This window comes from Streptomyces sp. NPDC051180 (assembly GCF_040689545.1).
Lineage (GTDB): Bacteria > Actinomycetota > Actinomycetes > Streptomycetales > Streptomycetaceae > Streptomyces.
Genome location: NZ_JBFBBC010000006.1, coordinates 112712 through 136422 on the forward strand (window position 1 = coordinate 112712; position 23711 = coordinate 136422).

At 71.9% G+C, this 23711-nt stretch carries 28 protein-coding genes, 1 tRNA gene and 2 riboswitches; of the genes, 20 read left to right on the forward strand and 9 right to left on the reverse strand.

Annotation, left to right across the window (positions count from 1 at the left end; translation table 11 throughout):
* Positions 1–34 precede the first annotated feature (34 nt).
* Positions 35–460, forward strand: a complete 426-nt coding sequence (locus tag AB0424_RS13785; RefSeq protein ID WP_366304951.1) for a M67 family metallopeptidase — start codon at positions 35–37, stop codon at positions 458–460.
* Here AB0424_RS13785 and AB0424_RS13790 read toward each other — a convergent pair.
* Complete coding sequence (locus AB0424_RS13790) at positions 451–1404, reverse strand: DJ-1/PfpI family protein (protein WP_366304953.1); 954 nt, start codon at positions 1402–1404, stop codon at positions 451–453. The genes AB0424_RS13785 and AB0424_RS13790 overlap by 10 nt on opposite strands.
* Positions 1405–1476: 72 nt before the next feature.
* Between AB0424_RS13790 and AB0424_RS13795 the strand changes: the two genes are divergently transcribed.
* From AB0424_RS13795 to AB0424_RS13825, 7 genes are all read left to right on the forward strand, one after another.
* Positions 1477–2115 carry an HD domain-containing protein gene (locus AB0424_RS13795; protein WP_366304955.1) on the forward strand — a complete coding sequence of 213 codons (639 nt, stop codon included), beginning with the start codon at positions 1477–1479 and terminating at the stop codon, positions 2113–2115.
* Positions 2116–2147: 32 nt separating this feature from the next.
* A riboswitch (cobalamin riboswitch) is annotated at positions 2148–2221 on the forward strand.
* Between the two features lie 60 nt (positions 2222–2281).
* Positions 2282–3253: an ABC transporter substrate-binding protein gene (locus AB0424_RS13800; RefSeq protein WP_366304957.1), complete on the forward strand. Its 972-nt coding sequence runs from the start codon at positions 2282–2284 to the stop codon at positions 3251–3253.
* Entirely contained in the window at positions 3250–4329 is a 1080-nt protein-coding gene (locus tag AB0424_RS13805) for an iron ABC transporter permease (protein ID WP_366304959.1), read from the forward strand. Before AB0424_RS13800 ends, AB0424_RS13805 begins: the two co-directional genes overlap by 4 nt.
* Positions 4326–5111 (forward strand): ABC transporter ATP-binding protein, encoded by a 786-nt coding sequence (locus tag AB0424_RS13810; protein ID WP_366304961.1) that lies wholly within the window; start codon positions 4326–4328, stop codon positions 5109–5111. Before AB0424_RS13805 ends, AB0424_RS13810 begins: the two co-directional genes overlap by 4 nt.
* A 44-nt stretch (positions 5112–5155) precedes the next feature.
* On the forward strand, positions 5156–5272 hold the full coding sequence (locus AB0424_RS13815; protein WP_317852193.1) for a putative leader peptide: 117 nt from the start codon (positions 5156–5158) through the stop codon (positions 5270–5272).
* 90 nt (positions 5273–5362) lie between these two features.
* Positions 5363–5641, forward strand: a complete 279-nt coding sequence (locus tag AB0424_RS13820) for a MoaD/ThiS family protein (protein ID WP_366304964.1) — start codon at positions 5363–5365, stop codon at positions 5639–5641.
* A gap of 5 nt (positions 5642–5646) precedes the next feature.
* Positions 5647–6597, forward strand: coding sequence for a cysteine synthase (locus tag AB0424_RS13825; RefSeq protein ID WP_366304966.1), 951 nt, complete (start codon positions 5647–5649; stop codon positions 6595–6597).
* Between the two features lie 15 nt (positions 6598–6612).
* Here AB0424_RS13825 and AB0424_RS13830 read toward each other — a convergent pair whose 3' ends face one another.
* Positions 6613–7113, reverse strand: coding sequence for a type II toxin-antitoxin system PemK/MazF family toxin (locus tag AB0424_RS13830; protein ID WP_366304968.1), 501 nt, complete (start codon positions 7111–7113; stop codon positions 6613–6615).
* Between the two features lie 204 nt (positions 7114–7317).
* On the opposite strand from AB0424_RS13830, the gene AB0424_RS13835 reads away from it, so the two are divergent.
* Positions 7318–8070 carry an MBL fold metallo-hydrolase gene (locus AB0424_RS13835; protein WP_366304970.1) on the forward strand — a complete coding sequence of 251 codons (753 nt, stop codon included), beginning with the start codon at positions 7318–7320 and terminating at the stop codon, positions 8068–8070.
* A gap of 101 nt (positions 8071–8171) precedes the next feature.
* On the opposite strand, the gene AB0424_RS13840 is transcribed toward AB0424_RS13835, so the two are convergent.
* Together AB0424_RS13840 and AB0424_RS13845 are read right to left on the reverse strand one after the other, a co-directional pair.
* Entirely contained in the window at positions 8172–9437 is a 1266-nt protein-coding gene (locus AB0424_RS13840; RefSeq protein WP_366304972.1) for a PTS transporter subunit EIIC, read from the reverse strand.
* A gap of 286 nt (positions 9438–9723) precedes the next feature.
* Positions 9724–11022, reverse strand: coding sequence for a PTS transporter subunit EIIC (locus AB0424_RS13845; protein WP_366304974.1), 1299 nt, complete (start codon positions 11020–11022; stop codon positions 9724–9726).
* 196 nt (positions 11023–11218) lie between these two features.
* Between AB0424_RS13845 and AB0424_RS13850 the strand changes: the two genes are divergently transcribed.
* The 4 genes from AB0424_RS13850 (at position 11219) to rdgB (ending at position 13417) form a co-directional block, all read left to right on the forward strand.
* On the forward strand, positions 11219–11491 hold the full coding sequence (locus AB0424_RS13850) for a PTS glucose/sucrose transporter subunit IIB (RefSeq protein ID WP_366305305.1): 273 nt from the start codon (positions 11219–11221) through the stop codon (positions 11489–11491).
* Positions 11492–11575: 84 nt separating this feature from the next.
* Entirely contained in the window at positions 11576–12307 is a 732-nt protein-coding gene (gene rph, locus AB0424_RS13855; RefSeq protein ID WP_366304976.1) for a ribonuclease PH, read from the forward strand.
* A 74-nt stretch (positions 12308–12381) separates the two neighbouring features.
* Entirely contained in the window at positions 12382–12783 is a 402-nt protein-coding gene (locus tag AB0424_RS13860) for a hypothetical protein (protein WP_366304978.1), read from the forward strand.
* A gap of 31 nt (positions 12784–12814) precedes the next feature.
* Positions 12815–13417, forward strand: coding sequence for an RdgB/HAM1 family non-canonical purine NTP pyrophosphatase (gene rdgB / locus AB0424_RS13865; protein ID WP_366304979.1), 603 nt, complete (start codon positions 12815–12817; stop codon positions 13415–13417).
* 48 nt (positions 13418–13465) lie between these two features.
* On the opposite strand, the gene AB0424_RS13870 is transcribed toward rdgB, so the two are convergent.
* The 3 genes from AB0424_RS13870 to bcp form a co-directional block, all read right to left on the reverse strand.
* Positions 13466–13549 (reverse strand) — tRNA-Leu (locus AB0424_RS13870).
* 68 nt (positions 13550–13617) lie between these two features.
* Entirely contained in the window at positions 13618–15114 is a 1497-nt protein-coding gene (gene proP / locus AB0424_RS13875) for a glycine betaine/L-proline transporter ProP (RefSeq protein ID WP_366304981.1), read from the reverse strand.
* A gap of 113 nt (positions 15115–15227) precedes the next feature.
* On the reverse strand, positions 15228–15701 hold the full coding sequence (bcp, locus tag AB0424_RS13880; protein WP_351782733.1) for a thioredoxin-dependent thiol peroxidase: 474 nt from the start codon (positions 15699–15701) through the stop codon (positions 15228–15230).
* 125 nt (positions 15702–15826) lie between these two features.
* On the opposite strand from bcp, the gene AB0424_RS13885 reads away from it, so the two are divergent.
* The 3 genes from AB0424_RS13885 (at position 15827) to AB0424_RS13895 (ending at position 17007) form a co-directional block, all read left to right on the forward strand.
* A complete protein-coding gene (locus AB0424_RS13885; protein ID WP_366304984.1) occupies positions 15827–16147 on the forward strand; it encodes a DUF3618 domain-containing protein in 321 nt (106 codons plus the stop codon).
* Between the two features lie 46 nt (positions 16148–16193).
* Complete coding sequence (locus AB0424_RS13890; protein WP_366304986.1) at positions 16194–16529, forward strand: co-chaperone GroES; 336 nt, start codon at positions 16194–16196, stop codon at positions 16527–16529.
* Between the two features lie 56 nt (positions 16530–16585).
* A riboswitch (guanidine-III (ykkC-III) riboswitch) is annotated at positions 16586–16655 on the forward strand.
* 31 nt (positions 16656–16686) lie between these two features.
* Entirely contained in the window at positions 16687–17007 is a 321-nt protein-coding gene (locus AB0424_RS13895; RefSeq protein ID WP_366304988.1) for a multidrug efflux SMR transporter, read from the forward strand.
* On the opposite strand, the gene AB0424_RS13900 is transcribed toward AB0424_RS13895, so the two are convergent.
* Entirely contained in the window at positions 17001–19184 is a 2184-nt protein-coding gene (locus AB0424_RS13900; protein ID WP_366304990.1) for a transglycosylase domain-containing protein, read from the reverse strand. The genes AB0424_RS13895 and AB0424_RS13900 overlap by 7 nt on opposite strands.
* 150 nt (positions 19185–19334) lie before the next feature.
* Here AB0424_RS13900 and AB0424_RS13905 point away from each other — a divergent pair, with 150 nt between their 5' ends.
* The 4 genes from AB0424_RS13905 (at position 19335) to AB0424_RS13920 (ending at position 23319) form a co-directional block, all read left to right on the forward strand.
* Positions 19335–20135 (forward strand): ABC-2 family transporter protein, encoded by an 801-nt coding sequence (locus AB0424_RS13905; protein WP_366305307.1) that lies wholly within the window; start codon positions 19335–19337, stop codon positions 20133–20135.
* Positions 20136–20268: 133 nt separating this feature from the next.
* A complete protein-coding gene (locus AB0424_RS13910; RefSeq protein WP_366305309.1) occupies positions 20269–21048 on the forward strand; it encodes an ABC transporter permease in 780 nt (259 codons plus the stop codon).
* An 8-nt stretch (positions 21049–21056) separates the two neighbouring features.
* Complete coding sequence (locus AB0424_RS13915) at positions 21057–22037, forward strand: ATP-binding cassette domain-containing protein (protein WP_366304992.1); 981 nt, start codon at positions 21057–21059, stop codon at positions 22035–22037.
* A gap of 70 nt (positions 22038–22107) precedes the next feature.
* On the forward strand, positions 22108–23319 hold the full coding sequence (locus AB0424_RS13920) for a DUF445 domain-containing protein (protein WP_366305311.1): 1212 nt from the start codon (positions 22108–22110) through the stop codon (positions 23317–23319).
* 56 nt (positions 23320–23375) lie between these two features.
* On the opposite strand, the gene AB0424_RS13925 is transcribed toward AB0424_RS13920, so the two are convergent.
* Positions 23376–23678, reverse strand: a complete 303-nt coding sequence (locus tag AB0424_RS13925) for a hypothetical protein (RefSeq protein WP_366304994.1) — start codon at positions 23676–23678, stop codon at positions 23376–23378.
* Between the last annotated feature and the right edge of the window lie 33 nt (positions 23679–23711).

The following is a 23711-nucleotide window of genomic DNA, read 5'->3' on the forward strand; positions in this document are numbered from 1 at the left end:
GGTACGGAACGGCCCGTCTGCTTATCCTGTCGGCATGCTGACCATCACCCGGGCCCTGCACGACCAGATCGTGGAACACTCCCGCAAGGACCACCCCGACGAAGCCTGCGGCGTCGTCGCGGGCCCGGCCGGCAGCGGCCGCCCCGAACGGTTCATCCCGATGCTGAACGCCGCCCGCTCGCCCACGTTCTACGAGTTCGACTCCGCGGACCTGCTCAAGCTCTACCGCGACATGGACGACCGGGACGAGGAGCCGGTGATCGTCTACCACTCGCACACCGCGACCGAGGCGTACCCGTCCCGCACGGACATCTCGTACGCGAACGAGCCGCACGCCCACTACGTCCTCGTCTCCACCGCGGACACCGACGACGCCGGCCCCTTCCAGTTCCGCTCCTTCACGATCGTCGAGGGCGTGGTGACCGAGGAAGAGGTCGAGATCGTCGAGTCCTACGCGTAGGACGCGTCCGCCGCCGTCGTGCGGAACCTCGCCAGATGGGCGGAGGGCGTCACCCCGAAGTGCCGGGCGAACGCCCTCCGCAGCGTCTCGTCGCTGCCCAGCCCGCTGCGCGCCGCCGCGCCCGTCACGCTCGCCCCGCCCTCCAGGAGCATCCGGGCCGCCTCGACCCGCACCCGCTCCACGTACCCGGCCGGCGTCGCCCCGGTCTGCTCACGGAACAGCCGGGCCAGATGCCGGGCGCTCACCCCCGCCCGCCGCGCGAGCGCCGGAGCGCTGTGGTCCGCCGCCGGATCGGCCGCCACGGCGTCCAGCAGCGGACGGACCACCGGATGCGCCGTCGGGGGAGTCCGCGAGGCCGCCGAGAACTGCGACTGGCCGCCCGGCCGCTGCAGGAACACCACCAGGTCCCGGGCGACCGCGCGGGCCGCCTCCGCCCCCCGGTCCTCCTCCACCAGCGCCAGGCACAGGTCGATCCCGGCCGTCACCCCCGCCGAACTCCACACCTCGCCGTCCCGCACGTGGATCGCGTCCGGGTCCACCTCGACCTCCGGATACCGGCGGGCCAGCTCCGCCGCGTGCTCCCAGTGCGTCGTCGCCCGCCGTCCGGCCAGCAGCCCCGCCGCACCCAGCGCGAACGCCCCGGTGCAGACCGACGCCACCCGCCCCGAGCGGGCCGCCAGCTCCGCCACGGCCGGCGCCACCGCCACACACCGCTCCACGTCCACCGCCCCGGGCACGACGAGGGTGTCCGCGCCCGCCACCGCCGCCACCGCGAGGTCCGCCCCGATCCGCAGCCCGGCCGAGGTCCGCACGTCCCGCCCGTCGGGCGAGCACACCACCACCTCGTAACCGGACCCCGCCGTGGAGAAGACCTCCAGGGGCGCGGAGACGTCCAGGAGCCGGACGCCGTCGAAAGCAGCCACCACCACCGTGTGCACCGTCATGTGTCCGATTCTGTGGGATGCCTGTCCGTACGGACATGGCGGGGGTGCCTCCCCGCCGACGAGGCTGGTCCCATGAACGCACTCGCGCTGATCCCCGACAGCAGGCTCGCCGCCGCCGCCACCGAACTCGTCCGCGACACCACGAGCGACCTCATCTACGACCACTCCCGCCGCGTCTACCTCTTCGGCGCCCTCCGGGGCCGCGCCCGCGGCCTCGCCTTCGACCCCGAACTCCTCTACGTCGGAGCCATGTTCCACGACCTCGGCCTCGGCGAGAAGCACCGCGGGAGCGGCCGCCGCTTCGAGGTCGACGGCGCCGAGGAGGCCGCCTCCTTCCTCCGCGCGCAGGGCGCCGACGAGGACGCCGTCCGCCGCGTCTGGACCGCGATCGCCCTCCACACGACCCCGGGCGTCCCGGAGTTCATGGACCCCGAGGTCGCCCTCGTCACGGCCGGCGTCGAGTACGACGTGCTCGGCATCGGCTACGACGACCCGGCCGCCGTCACCCCCGAGGACCGGGCCGCGATCGTCGCCGCGCACCCGCGCCCCGACTTCAAGCGGCGGATCCTGGCGGCGTTCGCCGAGGGCATCGCCCCCAAGCCCGACACCGCCTTCGGCAACGTCAAGGCCGACGTCCTGCGCCACCACGTGCCCGGCTTCGTCCCGGGGGACTTCGTGACCACCATCCGCGAGTCGTCCTGGCCGGAGTGAGAGACTGGCCGGGACCTACGGGCGGCAGGAGCCAGGAAGCCGGTGCGAATCCGGCACGGTCCCGCCACTGTGACCGCCTCCGAGGGGAGGCGGAAGCCAGGAACTGACCTGCCGCCTCCCACCGCCGATCGGGGACGTGGAAATCCCCGGAGGAGGCCGTTCCGCCATGTCCTGGCGTCGCCCGCTGCTGTCCGCAGCCGCCCTGATCCCGCTGCTCGCCGCCTGCTCGGCCGCCCCCGAGGCCGCCGCCCCGCCCGCGAAGCCCGCCGCCGGATTCCCGTACACCGTCACCAACTGCGGTGTGAAGCACACCTACCAGGCACCGCCCCGGCGCGCGGTCACCATGAACCAGCACGTCACCGAGATCATGCTCGCCCTCGGCCTGGAGAAGTCGCTCGTCGGCACCGCCTACCTCGACGACGCGGTCCTCCCGGCCTACCGCAAGGCGTACGACACCGTCCCCGTCCTCGCGAAGGAGTACCCCTCCAAGGAGGCCCTGCTCGCCGCGAACCCCGACTTCGTGTACGGCGGTTACTCCTCCGCCTTCGACGCCAAGGACGGCCGGAGCCGCGACGACCTCGCCCGCTCCGGCATCGCCACCCGCCTCAACACCGAGTACTGCCCGACCGGTTCCCCCTCTCTCGACGACCTCTACCGCGAAGTGAGGGAGACCGGGAGCACGTTCGGGGTCGCCGACCGGGCCGAGACCTGGATCCGGTCGGCCCGCGCCACCGTCGCCGCCACCGAGAAGCGGCTCGACGGCACCCCGCCCGTCTCCGTCTTCGTCTACGACAGCGGCGACAAGACGGCGTTCACCGCCGGCGGCAAGGGCATCGGCAACGAGCTGATCACCCGCGCCGGCGGCCGCAACGTCTTCGCCGACCTCGGCAAGGCATTCGGCGACGCCACCTGGGAGCAGGTCGTCGACCGACGCCCGGACGTCATCGTCATCTACGACTACGGCACCACCACCGTCGAGCAGAAGAAGCGACGGCTCCTCGACGACCCCGCCCTCCAGGACGTCCCGGCGATCCGCGACCGGCGGTTCGCCGTCATGCCGCTCTCCGACACCGTCCTCGGCGTCCGCGTCCCCGCCGCCGTCGACAAGCTCGCCGCCCAGCTCCACCCCGCCCGGTGAGCACCGCACTCCGCCCGGCCCGGACCGCCGCCCCCGCGGCGGCCCCGGGCCCCGGCCCCGCCCGCCCCGGGCGGTACGCCCTCGTCGTCGCCGGACTCGTCCTCGCGCTGGCCGCCGCCGCGCTCGCCTCCCTCGCCCTCGGCTCCGTCCGCGTCCCGCCCGGCCAGGTCGTCGACGCCCTGACCGGGCGGGCCGCGCCGTCGCCGCACCGCACGATCGTGCTCGACGTACGGCTGCCCCGGGTCCTGCTCGGCATCGTCGTCGGCGCCGGGCTCGCCGTCGTCGGCGCCGTCCTCCAGGCCCTCGTCCGCAACCGGCTCGCCGACCCCTTCCTCCTCGGCATCTCCTCGGGCGCCTCCGCCGGCGCCGTCCTGGCCCTCGTCGCCGGCGTCGGGGGAGGGGTGACCACCACCCTCGCCCTGCCCGCCGGCGCCTTCGGCGGCGCGCTCCTCGCGCTCGTCCTCGTCTACGGGCTCGCGCGCCGGGGCGGCACCATGACCGGCGCCCGGCTCGTCCTCGCCGGGGTCGCCGTCTCCTACATCCTGTCCGCCCTCGCCACCCTGCTCCTCGTCGTCGCCGGGCGCCCCGAGCAGTTCCAGGAGGCGCTCTACTGGTCCCTCGGCGGCCTCGGCAGCGCCCGCTGGGACACCCTCGCCCTGCCCGCGGCCGTCCTCGCCGTCGGCGTCGCCGTCCTCCTCACCCTCGCCCGCCCCCTCGACCTGCTCCTCACCGGCGAGGAGGGGGCCACCGTCCTCGGTCTCGACACGGCCCGGTTCCGCGCCGCCGTCTTCGTCCTCGCCTCCCTCGTCACCGCCGTCATGGTCGCCGCCAGCGGAGCCGTCGGCTTCGTCGGCCTGATGGCCCCGCACGCCGCCCGCCTCGCCGTCGGAGCCCCGCACCGCCGCCTCCTGCCGGTCGCCGCGCTCGGCGGCGCGCTCGCCCTCGTCCTCGCCGACCTCGGCGCCCGGACCGTCGCGGCGCCCCAGGACATCCCCGTCGGCGTGCTCACCGCGCTCACCGGCGGCCCGTTCTTCCTCTGGCTGATGCGCCGCCGCCCGGAAGGGGCACCCCTGTGACCGAGCTCCGCCTGCACGGCCTCTCGTACGGCCGGCGCCTGCGCTCCGTCGACCTGACCGTCGGCCCCGGCGAGACCGTCGGCCTCATCGGGCCCAACGGCAGCGGCAAGACGACCCTCCTGCGCTGCGTCTACGGCACCCTCGTCCCCACCGCGGGCCACGCCGCCCTCGACGGCGACGACCTCCACGCCCTCGGACCCAAGGCCCGCGCCCGCCGGGTCGCCACGGTGCCCCAGGACAGCGCCACCGAGTTCGAGCTCACGGTCCGCGAACTCGTCGCCCTCGGCCGCTCCCCGCACAAGCGGTTCTGGGAGGGCGACACCGGCCCCGACCGGGACCTGGCGGCCGCCGCCCTCGCCCGCGTCGGCCTCACGGAGCTCGCCGACCGCCCGTACCCGACCCTGTCCGGCGGCGAGCGCCAGCGCGCGCTCGTCGCGCGGGCGCTCGTCCAGGACCCGGCCCTCCTCGTCCTCGACGAACCCACCAACCACCTGGACATCCGCCACCAGCTCGACGTCCTGGGCCTCGTCCGCACCCTGGGCACCACCAACCTGCTCGCCCTCCACGACCTCAACCTCGCGGGGGCGTACTGCGACCGCCTCTACGTCCTCGAACAGGGCCGGCTGGTCACCGGCGGCACCCCCGACGAGGTCCTCACGCCCGAGCTGCTCGACGCCGTCTACGGGGTGGAAGCCGAGGTCATCCCGCATCCGAGGACCGGCCGCCCGACCGTCGTCTACCAGCACGGTCCGGCAGGCGGTCAGGAATCATCCACCATGTGAGATCACATTCCGGAACCCGGACCGGGAATCGATACGATGAGCCCATGGTTTCCCACGACGTGAGCGAAGAGACTCCGGGCACACCCCTGCTCGTTGCGCGCCTGCACGTCGACCTGTGCCGCCTCGCCAGCGCGATGTGTACGTCCCGCGCTGCGCTCTGAGCGACCGGCCGAGCGCACACCCCGTACGACCCCTCCGCGCGGGGCCCCAGCAGCGCGCCCACCACGTCACTTCCGACAGGAGCCCACGCCATGGCCATCGAGGTCCGCATCCCGACCATCCTCCGCACCTACACCGACGGCGAGAAGGCCGTCGAGGGCAGCGGTGACACCCTCGCCGCGCTCTTCGCCGACCTGGAGTCCCGCCACACCGGGATCGAGGCCCGCATCGTCGACGGCGGCAAGCTCCGCCGCTTCGTCAACGTCTACCTGAACGACGAGGACGTCCGCTTCCTCGACGGCATCGACACCAAGCTCTCCGACGGCGACAGCGTCACGATCCTGCCGGCCGTCGCCGGCGGCATGGTCTGATCCACATGCGCTACGACTCCTCGCTGGCCGCGGTCGGCAACACGCCGCTGGTCCGCCTCCCCCGGCTCTCCCCCTCGGAGGACGTCCGCATCTGGGCGAAGCTGGAGGACCGCAATCCGACCGGCTCGGTCAAGGACCGCCCCGCGCTCCACATGATCGAGCAGGCGGAGAAGGACGGCCGGCTCACGCCCGGCTGCACCATCCTGGAGCCGACCAGCGGCAACACCGGCATCTCCCTCGCCATGGCCGCCAAGCTCAAGGGCTACCGCATCGTCTGCGTCATGCCCGAGAACACCAGCGAGGAGCGGCGCCAGCTGCTCGCCATGTGGGGGGCGGAGATCATCTCGTCCCCCGCGGCGGGCGGCTCCAACACGGCGGTCCGCGTCGCCAAGGAGATCTCGGCCGAGAACCCCTCCTGGGTGATGCTCTACCAGTACGGCAACCCGGACAACGCGGGCGCCCACTACGCCACCACCGGGCCCGAGATCCTCGCCGACCTCCCCTCCATCACCCACTTCGTCGCCGGCCTCGGCACGACGGGGACGCTGATGGGCGTCGGCCGCTACCTCCGCGAGCACAAGCCGGACGTCAAGATCGTCGCCGCCGAGCCGCGCTACGACGACCTGGTCTACGGCCTGCGCAACCTGGACGAGGGCTTCGTCCCCGAGCTGTACGACGCCTCCGTCCTCACCACCCGCTTCTCCGTCGGCTCCGCGGACGCCGTCACCCGCACCCGCGAACTCCTCCAGCAGGAGGGAATCTTCGCGGGCGTCTCCACCGGCGCGGCCCTGCACGCGGCCATCGGCGTCGGCAACAAGGCAGTCAAGGCGGGCGAGAGCGCCGACATCGCGTTCGTCGTCGCCGACGGCGGCTGGAAGTACCTGTCGACCGGCCTCTACACGGCCGCCACGACCGAAGAGGCGATCGAGACGGTCCAGGGCCAGCTCTGGGCGTAGCCCCCAGGACACTCCCTACCGCGCGAGATGGCGGACCTGGTCCCACACGACCGGGTCCGCCGTTCCCACTCTCCGGCGGAACTCCGCCACCGGCACGTCCCGCAGCTCGTCCGTCTCCAGGAAGCTGGGCCGCCCCTGGGCGTCCCCCACCGATCCCGGCGGAAGCGCGATCACGCCCGGCCGCTCGTCGTGGTACTTGCTGGTGATCTTCGCGACCAGCGCGCTGTCCCCCCGTACCACCAGGACGAGACAGGGCCGGTCCTTCGATCCGGGCCCGTCCTCGTAGGGCACGTCGGCCCACCAGATCTCACCCGCCCGCGGACGCCGCTCCGGTCCCCGCCCGCGCGGCGCGGGCCGGCCCGGCGGCCGGGTCCGCCCCGACGGCCGACCCGGTGTCCTTCCCGGGGTCCGTCCCGGGGGACGGTTCCGGCCCGAGCGCCGCCACCCGTCGGCGAGCGCCACGACCAGGGCGATCACCACGACCGCGCCCAGCGCGGGCCACCACGACGTGTCCATACCTCAAGACCGTACCGGCGCGCGGTTCACTTCGCCGCAACGGCCCGCCATCCATCCGAACCGGTGACAGAGCCCGTGAGTTCGCCCACAACGGGCCACCACGAAGGAGCGACAGGCCCGCGTGCGCCTTACGCTCGACAGATCGCACAGCCTCCCCCTCCTCTCAGCGCGCTTTCCGTACCCGTCCACGGAGGTTCACGCTCCATGAAGCTCACCGTCGTCGGTTGCTCCGGGTCGTTCCCGTCCGCGGATTCGGCCTGTTCGAGCTACCTCGTCGAGGCCGACGGCTTCCGGTTGCTCCTCGACATGGGCAACGGCGCCCTGGGCGAGCTGCAGCGACACATCGGTCTGTACGACCTCGACGCGATCTTCCTCAGCCATCTGCACGCGGACCACTGCATCGACATGTGCGGGTACTTCGTCGCGCGCTACTACCGGCACGAGGGCGGACGCTGCGACGCGATCCCCGTCTACGCGCCGGAGGGTGCCGAGCAGCGGCTGACCACGGCGTACGCGGACACCCCGTCGGCCACCTCGATGAGCGAGGTCTTCGACTTCCGCACCCTGACGTCGGGCAGCTTCGAGATCGGCCCCTTCTCGGTCCGCACGGAGAAGGTCTGCCACCCCGTCGAGGCGTACGCGATCAGGGTCGAGCACGGCGGCCGGTCGCTCACCTACTCCGGCGACACCGGGGTCTGCGACGCCCTCCACGACCTGGCCGACGGCGCCGACCTCTTCCTCTGCGAGGCGTCCTTCACCCACGGCAAGGAGGACATCCCCGCCCTCCACCTCAACGGCCGCGAAGCCGGCGCCCAGGCCACCCGTGCCCGCGTCGGCCGCCTCGTCCTCACCCACATCCCGCCGTGGACCGACGGCGAGCGCAACCTCCAGGACGCCCGCGAGGTCTACTCGGGCCCCTCGGAACTGGCCCGCCCCGGCGCGGTCTACGAGATCTGACGGCGGGTCGCCCGCCCGGTCGCCCGCGCGTGCGCCGGTACGACGGGAAAGGCCCCGGAACCTCGCGGTTCCGGGGCCTTCCTTCGTGCGGGGGGAGGGGCTCACGCCTTGGTGAGGTCCTCGATCTCCTCCTCGGGCTCACGGCCCGGGGTGGGGAGGTTGAACTTGGTGATCGCGAAGCGGAAGACCACGTAGTAGATCGCCGCGAAGACGAGACCGATCGGGATGATCAGCCACGGCTTGGTCGCGAGGTTCCAGTTGAGCAGGTAGTCGATGCCGCCGGCGGAGAAGGTGAAGCCCGCGTGGACGCCGAAGGCCCAGGTGACGGCCATCGAGACGGCGGTCAGGACCGCGTGGATCGCGTACAGGAGCGGCGCGATGAACATGAAGGTGAACTCGATCGGCTCCGTGATGCCGGTGACGAAGGAGGTCAGCGCGAGCGAGACCATCATGCCCATCACGGCCTTGCGGCGCTCGGGGCGAGCGGCGTGGGCGATGGCGATGGCGGCGGCCGGGAGGCCGAACATCATGATCGGGAAGAAGCCCGACATGAAGATGCCGGCGCTCGGGTCACCGGCGAAGAAGCGGTTCAGGTCACCGTGGACGACCTCGCCGGCCGCGTTGGTGAAGTCGCCGATCTGGAACCAGGAGACGGTGTTCACGAACTGGTGCATGCCGACGGGGATCAGCGCGCGGTTGATGAGACCGAAGAGGCCGGCGCCACCGGCACCGAGGCCGGTCATCCACTCGCCGAAGCTGGAGATGCCCTCGCCGATCGGCTCCCAGACCAGGCCGAAGACGACGCCGACGGCGGTGCCGACGAAGGCCATGATGATCGGGACGAGGCGGCGGCCGTTGAAGAAGCCGAGCCAGTCGACCAGCTTGGTGCGGTGGAACTTCTGCCACAGGACGGCCGACAGCAGACCCATCAGGATGCCGCCGAGGACGCCCGGGTTGTTGTACGTCGCGGCGACGTCGACACCCTTGTTGGCGGTCGTGTTGACGACGGCGTCGGTGATCGGGAACGCCTTCAGCACGTTGCTGTAGACCAGGAAGCCGACGAGCGCGGCCAGGGCGGTGGAGCCGTCCGCCTTCTTGGCGAAGCCGATGGCGACACCGATGCAGAAGAGCAGGGGCAGGTTGTCGAAGACCGCGCCGCCGGCGGTGGCGAAGACGGAGGCGACCTTGTCCCAGCCGAGGCCGTCGGCGCCGAAGACGTCGGGCTGGCCGAGACGGAGCAAGATACCCGCGGCCGGCAGGACGGCGATCGGCAGCTGCAGGCTGCGACCGACCTTCTGCAGGCCCTGGAACAGGCCGGATCCGCGCTTCTTCGCGGGAGCGGCGGCCTGGGCGGTGGCCGTACTCATCAACTTCCTCCAAGAAGGCAAGGCGCCGCCGGGGACGTGAACACGGGGGGAGGCGACGTCTCGTGGAACGCGGTGTTCTGGACCGCGTGGTCTACACCAATGAGTGGTGTAGACCAGTTTTAGCACGTGAGACTTAGATAAGGAACCTGCGAATTTTGTGGGCTCGGCCATAGCCTGAAATGCACGACATAAGGCCCCCGGACGGTGAGGTCCGAGGGCCTTCTGCGGGGCTTACGAGGGGGGCGAAAGCCCCGAATCGGTCACGCTCCGTGCCGTGATCGAGGGGCTACTTGACGTTGTCGCGCTCCATCTCCTCCGCGACCTCCTCGGGTTCGCGGCCCGGTGTCGGGATGTCGAACCGGGTGATCGCGAACCTGAAGATCGCGTAGTACACCACCGCGAAGGCGAGGCCGATGGGGATGATCAGCCACGGCTTGGTCGCGAGGTTCCAGTTGATCACGTAGTCGATCAGACCGGCCGAGAAGCTGAAGCCGTCCTTCACCCCGAACGCCCAGGACACCGCCATCGAGACGCCGGTCAGCACCGCGTGGATCGCGTACAGCACCGGCGCGACGAAGAGGAACGAGTACTCCAGCGGCTCGGTGATGCCGGTGACGAACGAGGTCAGCGCGACCGAGAGCATCAGGCCGCCGACCTCCTTGCGGCGGTGCGGCCTGGCGCAGTGGGTGATCGCGAGCGCCGCGGCCGGCAGCGCGAACATCATGATCGGGAAGAAGCCGGTCAGGAACTGGCCGGCGTTCGGGTCGCCCGCCAGGAACATCGGGATGTCGCCGTGCACCACCGTGCCGTCCGGCTTCTCGTACGTGCCGAACTGGAACCAGATGGGCACGTTCAGGAACTGGTGCAGGCCGATGACGAGCAGTGCGCGGTTCGCCAGACCGAAGATGCCCGAACCCCACGAGCCGAGCCCGACCAGCCAGTCGCTGAAGTTCTCCAGGGCGTCGCCGATCGGCGGCCAGATCCACAGGCAGAGCGAGGCGAACGCGATCGCCACGAAGGTCATGATGATCGGGACGAGGCGGCGGCCGTTGAAGAAGCCGAGCCAGTCGACCAGCTTCGTGCGGTGGTAGCGCTGCCAGAGGTAGGCGGTGAGCAGGCCCATGACGATGCCGCCGAAGACACCCGGGTTCTGGTACGTGTAGGCGGCGAAGACGTCGTCGGGCGACAGGCAGCCGCCGCCGATGTCGGCCGTGCCCGAGGGGCAGTCCTTCGGGAACTGGCGCAGGACCGTGTAGTAGACGAGGAAGCCGACCACGGCCGCCAGCGCGGTCGAGCCGTCCGACTTCTTCGCCATGCCGATGGCGACACCGATGCAGAACAGCAGGGGAAGACCGAGGTTGCCGTCGAGGAGGGCGCCGCCGGCGCCGGCCATCACCGCGGCGACCTTGTCCCAGCCGAGACCGTCGGCGCCGAACACGTCCGGCTGGCCCAGGCGGTTGATGATGCCGGCCGCGGGCAGGACGGCGATGGGGAGCTGGAGGCTGCGCCCCATCTTCTGGAGACCCTGGAAGAGCCCGCCCCACACGGACTTCTTCGGTCGCGCCGCGGCGCTTTCGGTACTCATCGGCGTCCTCCCTGCCCGGAACAAGCCGGGGCCGCATCTCGTTGCACACTGGTGTAGACCAGTTGCGGTAGGCTCCGGGAGCCCACTGAGGGCAGGCCGCCGGTGATCGTCATCATTCGGCAGAACGGCGGCACTCGCTCGCGAAGTTGGGCCAACCGTGGGTTACCGTGACAAAGCGGACCGCAGGTGCGCCGAGATTCGCGTTCGCGCGAACGGAACGGACAGGGAGAAACACATGGCCACCAAGGCTGAGAAGATCGTCGCCGGGCTGGGCGGCATCGACAACATCGAAGAGGTCGAGGGCTGCATCACCCGCCTGCGCACCGAGGTCGTCGACCCCGCCCTGGTCGACGAGGCCGCCCTCAAGGCCGCCGGCGCCCACGGCGTCGTCAAGATGGGCACGGCCATCCAGGTCGTCATCGGCACCGATGCGGACCCGATCGCCGCGGAGATCGAAGACCTGATGTGAGCGTGAGCCGCCCGCTCACTTCCTGACGAGGGCCCGTTCCGGCAGGGGAACGGGCCCTTCGCCATGTCCGGATACGCTCCTCCCATGTCTCGCATCGACGGCCGTACCCCCGAACAGCTCCGCCCCGTCACCATCGAACGCGGATGGAGCAAGCACGCCGAGGGCTCCGTCCTCGTCTCCTTCGGCGACACCAAGGTCTTCTGCACCGCCTCCGTCACCGAGGGCGTGCCCCGCTGGCGCAAGGGCAGCGGCGAGGGCTGGGTCACCGGGGAGTACTCCATGCTCCCCAGGGCCACCAACACCCGCGGCGACCGCGAATCCGTCCGCGGCAAGATCGGCGGTCGTACCCACGAGATCTCCCGCCTCATCGGCCGCTCCCTGCGCGCCGTCATCGACTACAAGGCCCTCGGCGAGAACACGATCGTCCTCGACTGCGACGTCCTGCAGGCCGACGGCGGCACCCGCACCGCCGCCATCACCGGCGCCTACGTCGCCCTCGCCGACGCCGTGTCCTGGGCCCAGGGCAAGAAGCTCGTCAAGGCAGGCCGGCAGCCCCTCACCGGCACCGTCGGCGCCGTCTCCGTCGGCATCGTCGACGGCGTCCCCCTCCTCGACCTCTGCTACGAGGAGGACGTCCGCGCCGACACCGACATGAACGTCGTCTGCACCGGCGACGGCCGCTTCGTCGAGGTCCAGGGCACCGCCGAGGCCGAGCCCTTCGACCGCGCGGAGCTCAACGCCCTCCTCGACCTCGCCTCCGGCGGCTGCGCCGAACTCGCCGCGATCCAGCGCAAGGCGCTCGAAGGAACCCTCTGACGCCTGCCCGCGTCCTGACCGTCGACGGGCGCACGGAACGTACCCGGTACGATCCGTGCGCCCACACGACCGTCATGCACAGGGGAGGACCCGCCTTGAAGCGCCGTCTCGCACTCACCGTGGCCACGGCCGCCGCGCTCACCACCGTCCTGAGCGGCTGCGGAGCCCTCGACACCGCCATGGACTGCGTCAAGACCGCCGACGCGATAGCCACCTCGGTGTCCAACCTCCAGCAGGCCGTCTCCAACGCCTCGAACGACGCGACCCAGATCGAGGAGTCCCTCAACTCGATCTCCACCGAACTCGGCAACCTCAAGAACACCACGGACAACGCCGACCTCTCCAAGGCCGTCGACGACCTCACCAAGGGCGTCGAGACCGTCCGCACCGCCGTCAAGAACGGCGACACCACCCCGGACATCCAGCCGATCACCGACGCGGCCGGCGAAGTGGCCAAGGTGTGCACCCCGGGCTGATCCGCGCCGCCCGGCCCCGATAATCGAGGACATGACCCGTCTGATCCTCGCCACCCGCAACGCGGGAAAGATCACCGAACTCCACGCGATCCTCGCCGACGCGGGCCTCGACCTCGAACTCGTCGGCGCGGACGCGTACCCCGACATCCCCGACGTCAAGGAAACCGGCGTCACCTTCGCCGAGAACGCCCTCCTCAAGGCCCACGCCCTCGCGCGGGCCACCGGCCTGCCGGCCGTCGCCGACGACTCCGGCCTCTGCGTCGACGTCCTGGGCGGCGCCCCCGGCATCTTCTCCGCCCGCTGGTCCGGCACCCACGGCGACGACCGCGCCAACCTGGAGCTCCTGCTCGCCCAGCTCGGCGACATCGCCGACGGGCACCGCGGCGCGCACTTCGCCTGCGCCGCGGCGCTCGCCCTCCCGGACGGCACCGAACGCGTCGTCGAGGGCCGGATGTCCGGCACCCTCCGCCACACCCCGGTCGGCACCCACGGCTTCGGCTACGACCCGATCCTCCAGCCGGAGGGCCACGAGGTCACCTGTGCCGAGCTGACCCCGGCCGAGAAGAACGCGATCAGCCACCGCGGCAAGGCGTTCCGGGCCCTGGTGCCGGTCGTCCGGGACCTGCTGGGCTGACCACGACGGAAGGGCCGCCCCGTGGCGGGGCGGCCCTTCTCCTCGTCGTGCGGCCGGTGGGACTCGAACCCACACGGGCTTTCGCCCACTGGGACCTAAACCCAGCTCGGCTGCCAGTTACGACACGGCCGCGTGCACGGCCATCGTAGCGGGCACCCCGCGTCCGGCGGCGGGCCGCGTCCCGCCTTCCCGCACGGGAGTCAGAACCGCGGTTCGGGAGCCTGGGCCATCACCAACTCGGCCGCCTCCTCAGGGGTCTCCACCGACGGCGGCGAACCCTCCAGCGGCTGCCGCGCCGTCTCCTTCATGCACGCCACCGCGACCACCCCGACCAGCGCCGCGCCCATCGCGTAGTACGCCGGCATCAGGGCGCTGCCGGTGGCGCCGATCAGCGCGGTGACGACGAGCGGGGTCGTACCGCCGAACAGGGACGCCGACAGGTTGTAGCCCACGGACAGCGAGCCGTACCGCACGTCCGTCGGGAAGAGCGCCGGGAGCGCCGCCGACATGGTGCCGAGCATGCAGACCAGCGACAGGCCGAGCATCAGCATGCCCGCCACGATCGCCGCCACGTCGCCCTGACGGATCAGCAGGAACGCGGGCAGCGACAGCAGGAGGAAGCCCAGCATGCCCGTCATCAGGACGGGCTTGCGGCCGAACCGGTCGCTGAGCCGCCCGACCCGGGTGATGACCAGCATCAGCAGCACCATCACGAGCAGCAGGACCAGCAGCCCGTGCGTCTCGCTGTAGCCGAGCTCGTCGGAGAGGTACGTCGGCATGTACGACAGCAGCATGTAGTCGGTGATGTTGTACGCGCCCACGAGGGCGATGCAGAGGATCAGCGTCGGCCACTGCCGGCGGAGGATCCTCGCCAGGTCGTCCTTGGTGGAGGTCTCCACCGCGTCCGCCGCCTCCGGGGCGCGCGCCGACTCGCTCTCCAGCTTCCGGAAGGCGGGCGTCTCGTCCAGCCGCAGCCGCAGGTAGAGGCCGGCCAGCCCCAGCGGGCCCGCCACCAGGAAAGGCACCCGCCAGCCCCACGCCTCCATGGTCTCGGGGCCCAGCCACGCGCCGAGCGCCGTCACCAGGCCCGCCGCGCCGACGTACCCGGCCAGCGTGCCGAACTCCAGGAAGCTGCCGAAGTAGCCCCGGCGCCGGTCGGGGGCGTACTCCGCGATGAACGTCGAGGCGCCGCCGTACTCGCCGCCGGTCGAGAAGCCCTGGACCATCCGGAAGAAGACCAGGAGGACCGGGGCCCAGAAGCCGATCGAGGCGTACGAGGGGATGAGGCCGATCGCGAAGGTGCCGACGGCCATGAGGATCATCGTCAGCGCGAGGACCTTCTTGCGGCCCAGCCGGTCACCCATCGGGCCGAACACCATGCCGCCGATCGGGCGGATCAGGAAGGCGACCGCGAACGTCGCGAACGACGACAGCAGCTGGACCGTGTCGTTCCCGGACGGGAAGAAGACATGGCCGAGGGTGACGGCGAGATAGGCGTAGATGCCGAAGTCGAACCACTCCATGGCATTGCCCAGCGAGGCCGCCCGTACGGCCCTCTTGACCGCCGCCTCGTCCGTCACCGTGATGTCCGTCCGGCGCAGCCGGGGCCGCCTGCGCTGCACGGCTGCCTTGAACAGGCGCGGATGGCGCCTCAGGGCTTCGGGATCCGTCGCGGGATCGCGGTCTGTGGCCGGCATGACCGTACGTCCTCTCTGGGGAAGCAGCTCCAGGAGGCACGTCTGCACGACCATGCCGTTCGCAAACGGGAAAGGCCGGGGATGGGACGTGCGTCACCCTCCCCGGACGGCCCCTAACCCTCGATGGCGAGGTCCCTGATGATCTTGGCCACGTGGCCGGTGGCCTTGACGTTGTAGAAGGCGTGCTCGACCTTGCCGTCCTCGTCGACGACGACGGTGGAGCGGATGACGCCGGTCACGGTCTTGCCGTACAGCTTCTTCTCGCCGAAGGCGCCGTACGCCTCCAGGGTCGTCTTCTCGGGGTCGCCGACCAGGGTGACCTTCAGGTTCTCCTTCTCGCGGAACTTCGCGAGCTTCTCCGGCTTGTCGGGGGAGACCCCGATGACGTCGTAGCCGGCCGCGGCCAGGACGTCGAGGTTGTCGGTGAAGTCGCACGCCTGCTTCGTGCAGCCGGGGGTGAGGGCGGCGGGGTAGAAGTAGACGATGACCTTGCGGCCCTTGTGGTCCGCGAGGGAGACCTCGTTGCCGTCCGCGTCGGGAAGGGTGAAGGCGGGGGCGGTGTCGCCGGGCTGCAGTCGCTCGCTCATGGCTGGCTCTCCTCGGAGTGTTCGCGTACGCGTTCAGAGCCTAATGGGGGTCGGGCGCGGCCCCGGGGCGGCGGAACTGACAGACTGACGGCAAACGACCGGATCACGACTACGGAGGCAGCGCGGTGTCGGACGCCAGGACCCCTGCGCAGATCGAGGCGGACATCGTCCGCCGGCGCGAGCAGCTCGCCGTCACTCTCGACGAGATCGGCATTCGGGTGCACCCGAAGACGATCATCGGGGACGCCAAGGCCAAGGTCGCCTCGACGGTCGACCAGACCGCGGGACGCGCCTTCGTCGCGGTCAACCGCGTCGTCTCGGACGTGAAGGCACGTTTCACCCACGAGGACGGCGCGCCGCGCCTGGACCGGGTCGTTCCGGTCGCGCTCGTGGCCGTGGCGGTCGTGGGACTGCTCGCGGCGTCCTCGCGCAAGGGCAGGGGATGACTCCTCCCGGCCGCAGGCGCCCCGCCCGGGCGGGTAGGTTCGAGCCGTGAGCGAGAACACGCACGACAAGCTGCCCATCCGGATGCTGCACGACCGGGTCCTGGTCCGCACCGACTCCCCCGAGGGCGAGCGGCGGTCCGGCGGCGGCATCCTCATCCCGGCGACCGCCGCGGTGGGCCGCCGGCTGTCCTGGGCCGAGGTGGTCGCGGTCGGCCAGAACGTCCGTACCGTCGAGATCGGCGACCGGGTCCTCTACGACCCCGAGGACCGCGCCGAGGTCGAGGTGCGGGGCGTGGCGTACGTGCTGATGCGGGAGCGGGACCTGCACGCGGTGGCCGCGGACCGGTTCCAGGGCTCCTCGGACACGGGGCTGTACCTGTAAGGCGCCCCGCGCGCCCCTTCCCGGGCCCTGGTGACGACCGTCACCGGGGCCTTTGCCCGTTCTTTGCTAGCCTGGAAGCACCCGACGAGACGCGCCGTACCGGGTTCCACGACAAGACGACGCACCCCTTGTCCCCGTCTCGCGGAGGTGTCTCGTCATGGCCTGGGTTCTTCTCGTCGTCGCCGGTCTGCTCGAGGTCGGCTGGTCCATCGGCATGAAGTACACCGACGGCTTCACCCGGCTGTGGCCCAGCGTCCTCACCGGTGCCGGGATCGTCGCCTCCATGCTGCTGCTGTCGCAGGCGGCGAAGACCCTCCCGATCGGCACGGCCTACGGCGTGTGGGTCGGCATCGGCGCGGCCGGTGCGGCGGTGCTCGGCATGGTCGTGCTCGGCGAGCCGGCGACCGCCGCCCGGATCTTCTTCGTCTGCCTGCTGCTCGTCGCCGTCGTGGGACTGAAGGCGACGTCCGGTCACTGACCCCGCACGGCGGGGCTCGGGGCCCCCGGGCCGCGCGACGCGGCTCCGGGCCCCGCCTCGCCCGTCACGAGCTCCTCCTCTTCCTCCTTGGCCCCGTCGGGCACCGGCGGGACGGGGGGCTCCTGCGCACCGGGCATCAGCTGGAGCTCGAACTCCCTGGGCGCCGTGCCCGCCAGGGCGTCCCGGGTGAACTGGCCCCAGATCGCGGCGGGCGGTCCGCCGCCGCTGACCCGGGGCAGCCCGAGGGCCCCGTAGAGGGACTCCTGCCGGCCCGACTCGGGGTCCTGGCCCATCAGGGCGACGACCGTGGCGAGTTCGGGCGTGTAGCCGGCGAACCAGGCCGCCTTGTCGTCCTCGGCGGTGCCGGTCTTGCCCGCCGCCGGGCGTCCCGCGGCCTGGGCGGCCGTGCCGGTGCCGGACTCCACGACGCTCCGCAGGATCGACGTGGTGGTGTCCGCTGCCTCCCTGCTGACGGCCTGCCGCGCGGCAGGCCCGGGCAGGGCGACCTCCTGGCCGCCCCGGGTGACCGAGTCCACCAGGGTGTACGAGCCGTGCCGGCCGTGGGCGGCGAGGGTCGCGTACGCCGCCGCCATGTCCAGGACGCTCGCGGTGGCCGGGCCGAGCGCGATCGACGGGGAGGCGGTGAGGTCGGGGGTGGAGCGGGGCACCCCGAGGTCGATCGCGGTCCGCCGGACGTGCGCGGGGCCGACGTCCACCGCCATCTGGGCGTACACGGCGTTCACCGACAGGTCGGTGGCGGCGCCCACCTGGATCTCGCCGTAGCTGGCGTCGTCCTCGTTGGCGGGGTCGTACGCCTCGCCGTTCCAGCCCTCCACCGGGCGCCGGTTGGTGCCGTCGTACATCGTGTACGGCGTGATGGGCACGCCCTGCTGGGTCTGCGCCCCGCTCTGCACGGCCGCGGTGAAGACGAACGGCTTGAACGTGGAGCCGACCTGGTAGTCGCGGCGGGTGGCGTTGTTGACGTACTGCTGGGTGTAGTCGACGCCGCCGTACAGGGCGAGGACCCTGCCGTCGGCCGGGTCGACGGCCGCGGCCCCGACGCGGACGTTGCGGTCGGCGGGGGAGCGGTCCGGGTCGAGCCGCGACTGCACCTGGTCCACGACCGCCCGCGTGAGCGCCTCCTGCTTGGCGGGTTCCAGAGTGGTGGTGATGCGGAATCCGCCGCCGGCGAGCGTCTTCTCGTCGATGATCCCGCGGCCGGTCAGGTACTCCTCCACGGCCTGCACGAGATAGCCGCGCTGGCCGGCGAGGGCGGTGGCGGGCCGTGCGGTCTGCGGCGCGGGGAAGCGGGCCGCGGCCCGGGCGGCGGGAGCGAGCCAGCCCTCGGTCACCATGCCGTCCAGGACGTAGTTCCAGCGGGCCACCGCCTTGGCGCGGTTCTCGGGGTGGGTGGTGACGTCGTAGGCGCTGGGGGCCTTGAGCAGCGAGGCGAGGTAGGCGCCCTCGGCGGTGTCGAGGCGCTCGACGTCCTTGCCGTAGTAGGCGCGGGCGGCGGCCTGCACGCCGTACGCGTTCCGGCCGAAGTAGCTGGTGTTGAGGTAGCCCTGGAGGATCTCCTCCTTGCTCTTCTCGCGGCCCAGCTTGATCGCGATGAAGAACTCCTTGGCCTTGCGGGTGAGCGTCTGCTCCTGGCCGAGGTAGTAGTTCTTGACGTACTGCTGGGTGATGGTCGAGCCGGACTGGCGGCCCTTGCCGTTCACGGTGTTCCAGGCGGCGCGGACCATGGCCTTGGGGTCGACCGCCCGCGAGGTGTGGAAGTCGCGGTCCTCGGCGGCGAGCACCGCTCGCCGGACGGCGAGGGGGACCTGGTCGAGGCGGACGTTCTCCCGGTTGACCTCGCCGTCGCGGGCGAGCGGGGTGCCGTCGCGGTAGAGGTAGACGTTGGACTGGGCGACCGCGGCGGCGTTGGCGGGCGGGATCTCCACCAGGAGGTAGCCGGCGGCGAAGGCGCCCGCGAGCAGCAGCGTGCCGAGCAGGAGGAGCCCGAGGAGGCCCCGCAGGACGCGGCGGACGCGGCGTGGGCGCCGCACGGGCCGCTCGTCCGGGCGCGGGGAGGGGAGGGTGGGGTCCCTCGGCTCCCAGCCGGCGCCCCGGCCCGCTCGGGATGGCCCGGGGGTGTCGCTCGGATCGTCACTCGTACCGGAGGAAGGGGACATGGCATCACATACTGCACGGAATGCGACGAAACGCCCGAACGTGAGCCCAGCGTGCCCCGAATCCGGCGGAAAATCCGGTCGCGGCGATGTGTCCCCGCCCACTAGGGTCGTGCGCTTCGCCGTGATTCGTGCCGGAAAGGGACTTCCATGCTGCGGCTGTACGCGACGGTGGCCGCAGGTGGCTTCCGGCGCCACGCCACCTACCGGGTCGCGACGGTGGCCGGGGTGTTCACCAACAGCGTCTTCGGCCTCATCCTGTCGTACACCTACATCGCCCTCTGGGACGAACGCCCCCACCTCGGCGGCTACTCCGTCGACGACGCCCTCGCCTACGTGTGGATCGGACAGGGGCTCATCACCGTCTGCGGACTCATGGGCGGCGGCTTCGAGGACGAACTGACGGAGCGCATCAGGACCGGCGACATCGCCGTCGACCTCTACCGCCCCGCCGACCTCCAGACCTGGTGGTTCTCGGCCAACGCCGGCCGCTGCGCCTACCAGCTGCTGGGCCGCGGGGTCGTCCCCCTGCTGGTCGGCTGGCTCGTCTTCCGCTTCACCCTGCCGTCCGGCCCCGGCGCCTGGGCGGCCTTCCTCGGCGCCGTCGCGCTCGGCTCCGTGGTGGGCTTCGCGATCTGGTACCTGGTGGCGATGAGCGCGTTCTGGCTGCTCGACGGCCAGGGCGCCGCACAGGTGGCCTGGCTGAGCGGACTGTTCTTCTCGGGGATGCTGCTCCCGCTGAACGTCTTCCCCGGCACGCTCGGCGAGATCGCACGGCTCCTGCCCTGGGCGTCGCTGCTCCAGGTGCCGGCCGACGTCTACCTCGGCCGGTACGAGGGCTGGGGCCTCGCGGGGGCGTACGCCTTCCAGGGCTGCTGGGCGACCGTCCTGCTCGCCGCGGGACGGGTGGCGCAGACGGCGGCGACGCGGAAGGTGGTGGTCCAGGGTGGCTGACGTCCTGCGCCCCCCGGCCCCGGGGCCGGGGGACGGCCACGGGCTCGGGGACGACCGGGGATCCGGACCCGGGGACGGGTACGGGACCGCCGACGCCCCTCCCGCCCCGGTCGGCCCCTGGGCCGCCTACCGGATGGTGGCCGGCATGTGGATCCGCTCCACCATGACGTACCGCTCCTCCTTCGTGCTCACCCTCGCCAACAGCTTCGTCGCCACCTTCTTCGACTTCGTCGTCATCCTGCTGATGTTCGGTCAGGTGGAGGGCCTCGGCGGCTTCGGGTTCGCCGAGGTGGCGCTGCTGTACGGCACGGCCGGCACCTCCTTCGGGATCGCGGACCTCACCATGGGCTCGCTCCAGCGGATGGGCAGACGCGTCCGGGACGGCTCGCTCGACACCTTCCTGATGCGCCCGGCGCCGCTCCTCGCCCAGGTCGCGGCGGACAAGTTCGCGCTGCGCAGGTTCGGCCGGGTCGCCCAGGGGCTGTTCGTCCTCGTCTGGGCCCTGGTCCTGCTGGACGACGTCACGTGGACGCCGGTGAAGGCGGTGCTGCTGCCGGTGACCGTGGCCTGCGGCGCGGTGATCTTCGCCGCGCTGATGGTCGTCGGCGCCGCCACGCTGTTCTGGATGCAGGACGCGGCGGAGGTGACCAACGCCTTCACCTACGGCGGGAACACCCTCCTGGGATACCCGCCCACGCTCTTCGCGCAGGACCTGGTGCGGGGTGTCGTGTACGTCGTACCGCTGGCCTTCGTGAACTGGCTCCCCGCGCTGTACGTGCTCGACCGGCCCGCCCCCGCCGGGGTGCCGGAGTGGGCGGCCTTCGCCTCGCCGCTCGTCGCGGCCGTCTGCTGCGGCGTCGCCGGACTGGCGTGGCGGGCCGGAATCCGTTCGTACCGATCGACAGGAAGCTGAGGCGGGTCGTGCCCTTCATCGAACTGGACTCACTGGAGAAGGTCTTCACGGTCCGCCGGAAAGCCGGCCTCTTCCGCCGCGAGAAGAAGGAGGTCCGGGCGGTCGACGGCATCAGCTTCGGCGTCGAGCGCGGCGAGATGGTCGGCTACATCGGCCCGAACGGCGCCGGCAAGTCCACCACCATCAAGATGCTCACCGGCATCCTCACCCCCAGCGGCGGCCGGCTCCGGGTCGCCGGCATCGACCCGGCCCGCGAGCGCACCCGGCTCGCCCAGCGGATAGGGGTGGTCTTCGGCCAGCGCACCACCCTCTGGTGGGACCTGCCGCTGAAGGACTCGTACCGGCTGATGCACCGCATGTACCGCATCCCCGACGCCCGCTACCGCGAGAACCTCGGCCGGTGCGTGGAGCTCCTGGAACTGGGGGAGCTGCTCGACGTGCCGGTACGCCAGCTCTCCCTCGGCCAGCGGATGCGCGGCGACATCGCGGCGGCCCTCCTCCACGACCCGGAGGTGCTGTACCTGGACGAGCCGACCATCGGCCTGGACATCGTCTCCAAGGCCAGGGTGCGCGAGTTCCTCCAGGACCTGAACGCCTCCCGCGGCACCACGGTCCTCCTCACCACCCACGACCTCACCGACATCGAACAGCTCTGCTCGCGGGTGATGGTGATCGACCACGGACGGCTGATGTACGACGGCGAACTGGCGGGGCTGCACGCCGTCGGCCGCAGCGAACGGCTCCTCATGGTCGACCTGGCACGCGAGCTGCCCCCGATCACCGACGTCCCGGGCGCCCGCTTCGTACGGTCGGAGGGCCCCCGCCAGTGGCTGGCCTTCCCCGCGACGGACTCGGCGGCCCCCCTGGTCGCGGCGGTGGCGGCCAGGTATCCCCTCCACGACCTCTCGGTGCGGGAGCCGGACATCGAGGCGGTGATCGCGAAGATGTACGGGGGAACTCGGGACGAGCGCCGGGAGTCCCTGATGTAGGAGGTCGAGTGCATTGGTGAGTTTCTCGTACACGGCGGCGGACGAGGAGAAGAGCAGAGGCGTCCGGCGCATGAAGGCGCTGGCGACGTCCCTGCTCCTCGCGGTCGCCCTGATCTACGCCCTGGCGACCTGGGCGGAGAACGCGGGCTGGGGCGCCTGGACGGGCTACGTCGCCGCGGCGGCCGAGGCGGGCATGGTCGGCGCGCTGGCGGACTGGTTCGCCGTCACCGCCCTCTTCCGGCGGCCCCTGGGCCTGCCCATCCCCCACACCGCCATCATCCCCACGAAGAAGGACCAGCTCGGCGCCTCACTGGGCCAGTTCGTCGGCGAGAACTTCCTGTCGGCCGACGTCGTACGGGGCCGGCTCGCGGCCCTCGGCATCGGGGCCCGCCTCGGTGGCTGGCTTGCCGACCCGGCCCACGCGGACCGGGTCACGGCGGAGGCGTCGACGGCGCTGAGGGGCGCGCTGACCGTCCTGCGCGACGCCGACGTCCAGGCCGTCGTCGGGGAGGCGATCACCCGGCGCGCCGAGGCCGCGGAGATCGCGCCCGGCCTCGGCAAGACCCTGGAGCGGATCGTCGCCGACGGCGCCCACCACCGGGCGGTCGACCTGATCTGCACCCGGGCCCACGACTGGCTGGTCACGCACGGCGACTCGGTGATGGACGCGGTGCAGGGCGGCGCGCCCGGCTGGACCCCCCGCTTCGTCGACCGCCGCATCGGCGAACGCGTCTACAAGGAGCTCCTCCGCTTCGTCACCGAGATGCGCGACATGCCCGGCCACCCCGCCCGCGGCGCCATCGACCGCTTCCTGGCCGACTTCGCGGCCGACCTCCAGGCCGACACGGACACCCGCGCCCGCATCGAACGCCTCAAGTCGGACCTCCTCGCCCGCCCCGAGATCCAGGACGTCATCGCCTCCGCCTGGGCCTCCGTCCGCTCCCTGATCATCGCCGCGGCCGAGGACGACCGCAGCCAGCTCCGCCTCCGCGCCCGCGCCTCCCTCATCTCCCTCGGCAACCGCCTCGCCACCGACACCCGCCTCCAGGCGAAGGTCGACGGCTGGGCCGAGGACGCCGCGGCCTACGTCGTGACGACCTACCGGGGCGAGATCACGTCCCTCATCACCGACACGGTCGCCGGCTGGGACGCCACCCAGACCTCCAAGAAGATCGAGGCCAACATCGGCCGCGACCTCCAGTTCATCCGCATCAACGGCACCGTCGTCGGCGCCCTCGCCGGCCTCCTCATCTACACGATCAGCCACGCCGCCGGCGGCTGACCGCCCGAGGCCACCGTCAGCCCTTCCCCCGCGTCACAGCCCAGGAGCCCGGTCCGTCAGCCCTTCTCGCGCGTCACGGCCCAGGACGCGGCGGCCACGGCCCCGGCGACGGAGAACACCGCCGGCCAGGCCCCGATCTTCTTGGCGAGCGGGTGCGACCCCGCGAAAGCAGCCACGTACGCCGTCGTCAGCCCCACGGAAGCCTTCACCCCACCCACCTGCTGCCACTCCCGAGCCGCCACCCCACCCGCCACCGCCAGCACGGCACCCCCGAGCGGCCGCTTCCTGGTCCACCGCGCCACGGCGTAACCGCCCACGAGTCCGGCGGCGGCTATGGCGGGGGGGGAGATACGGGGCATGACGGGGCCTTCCGGGTCGGGTCGTCGTTTTCC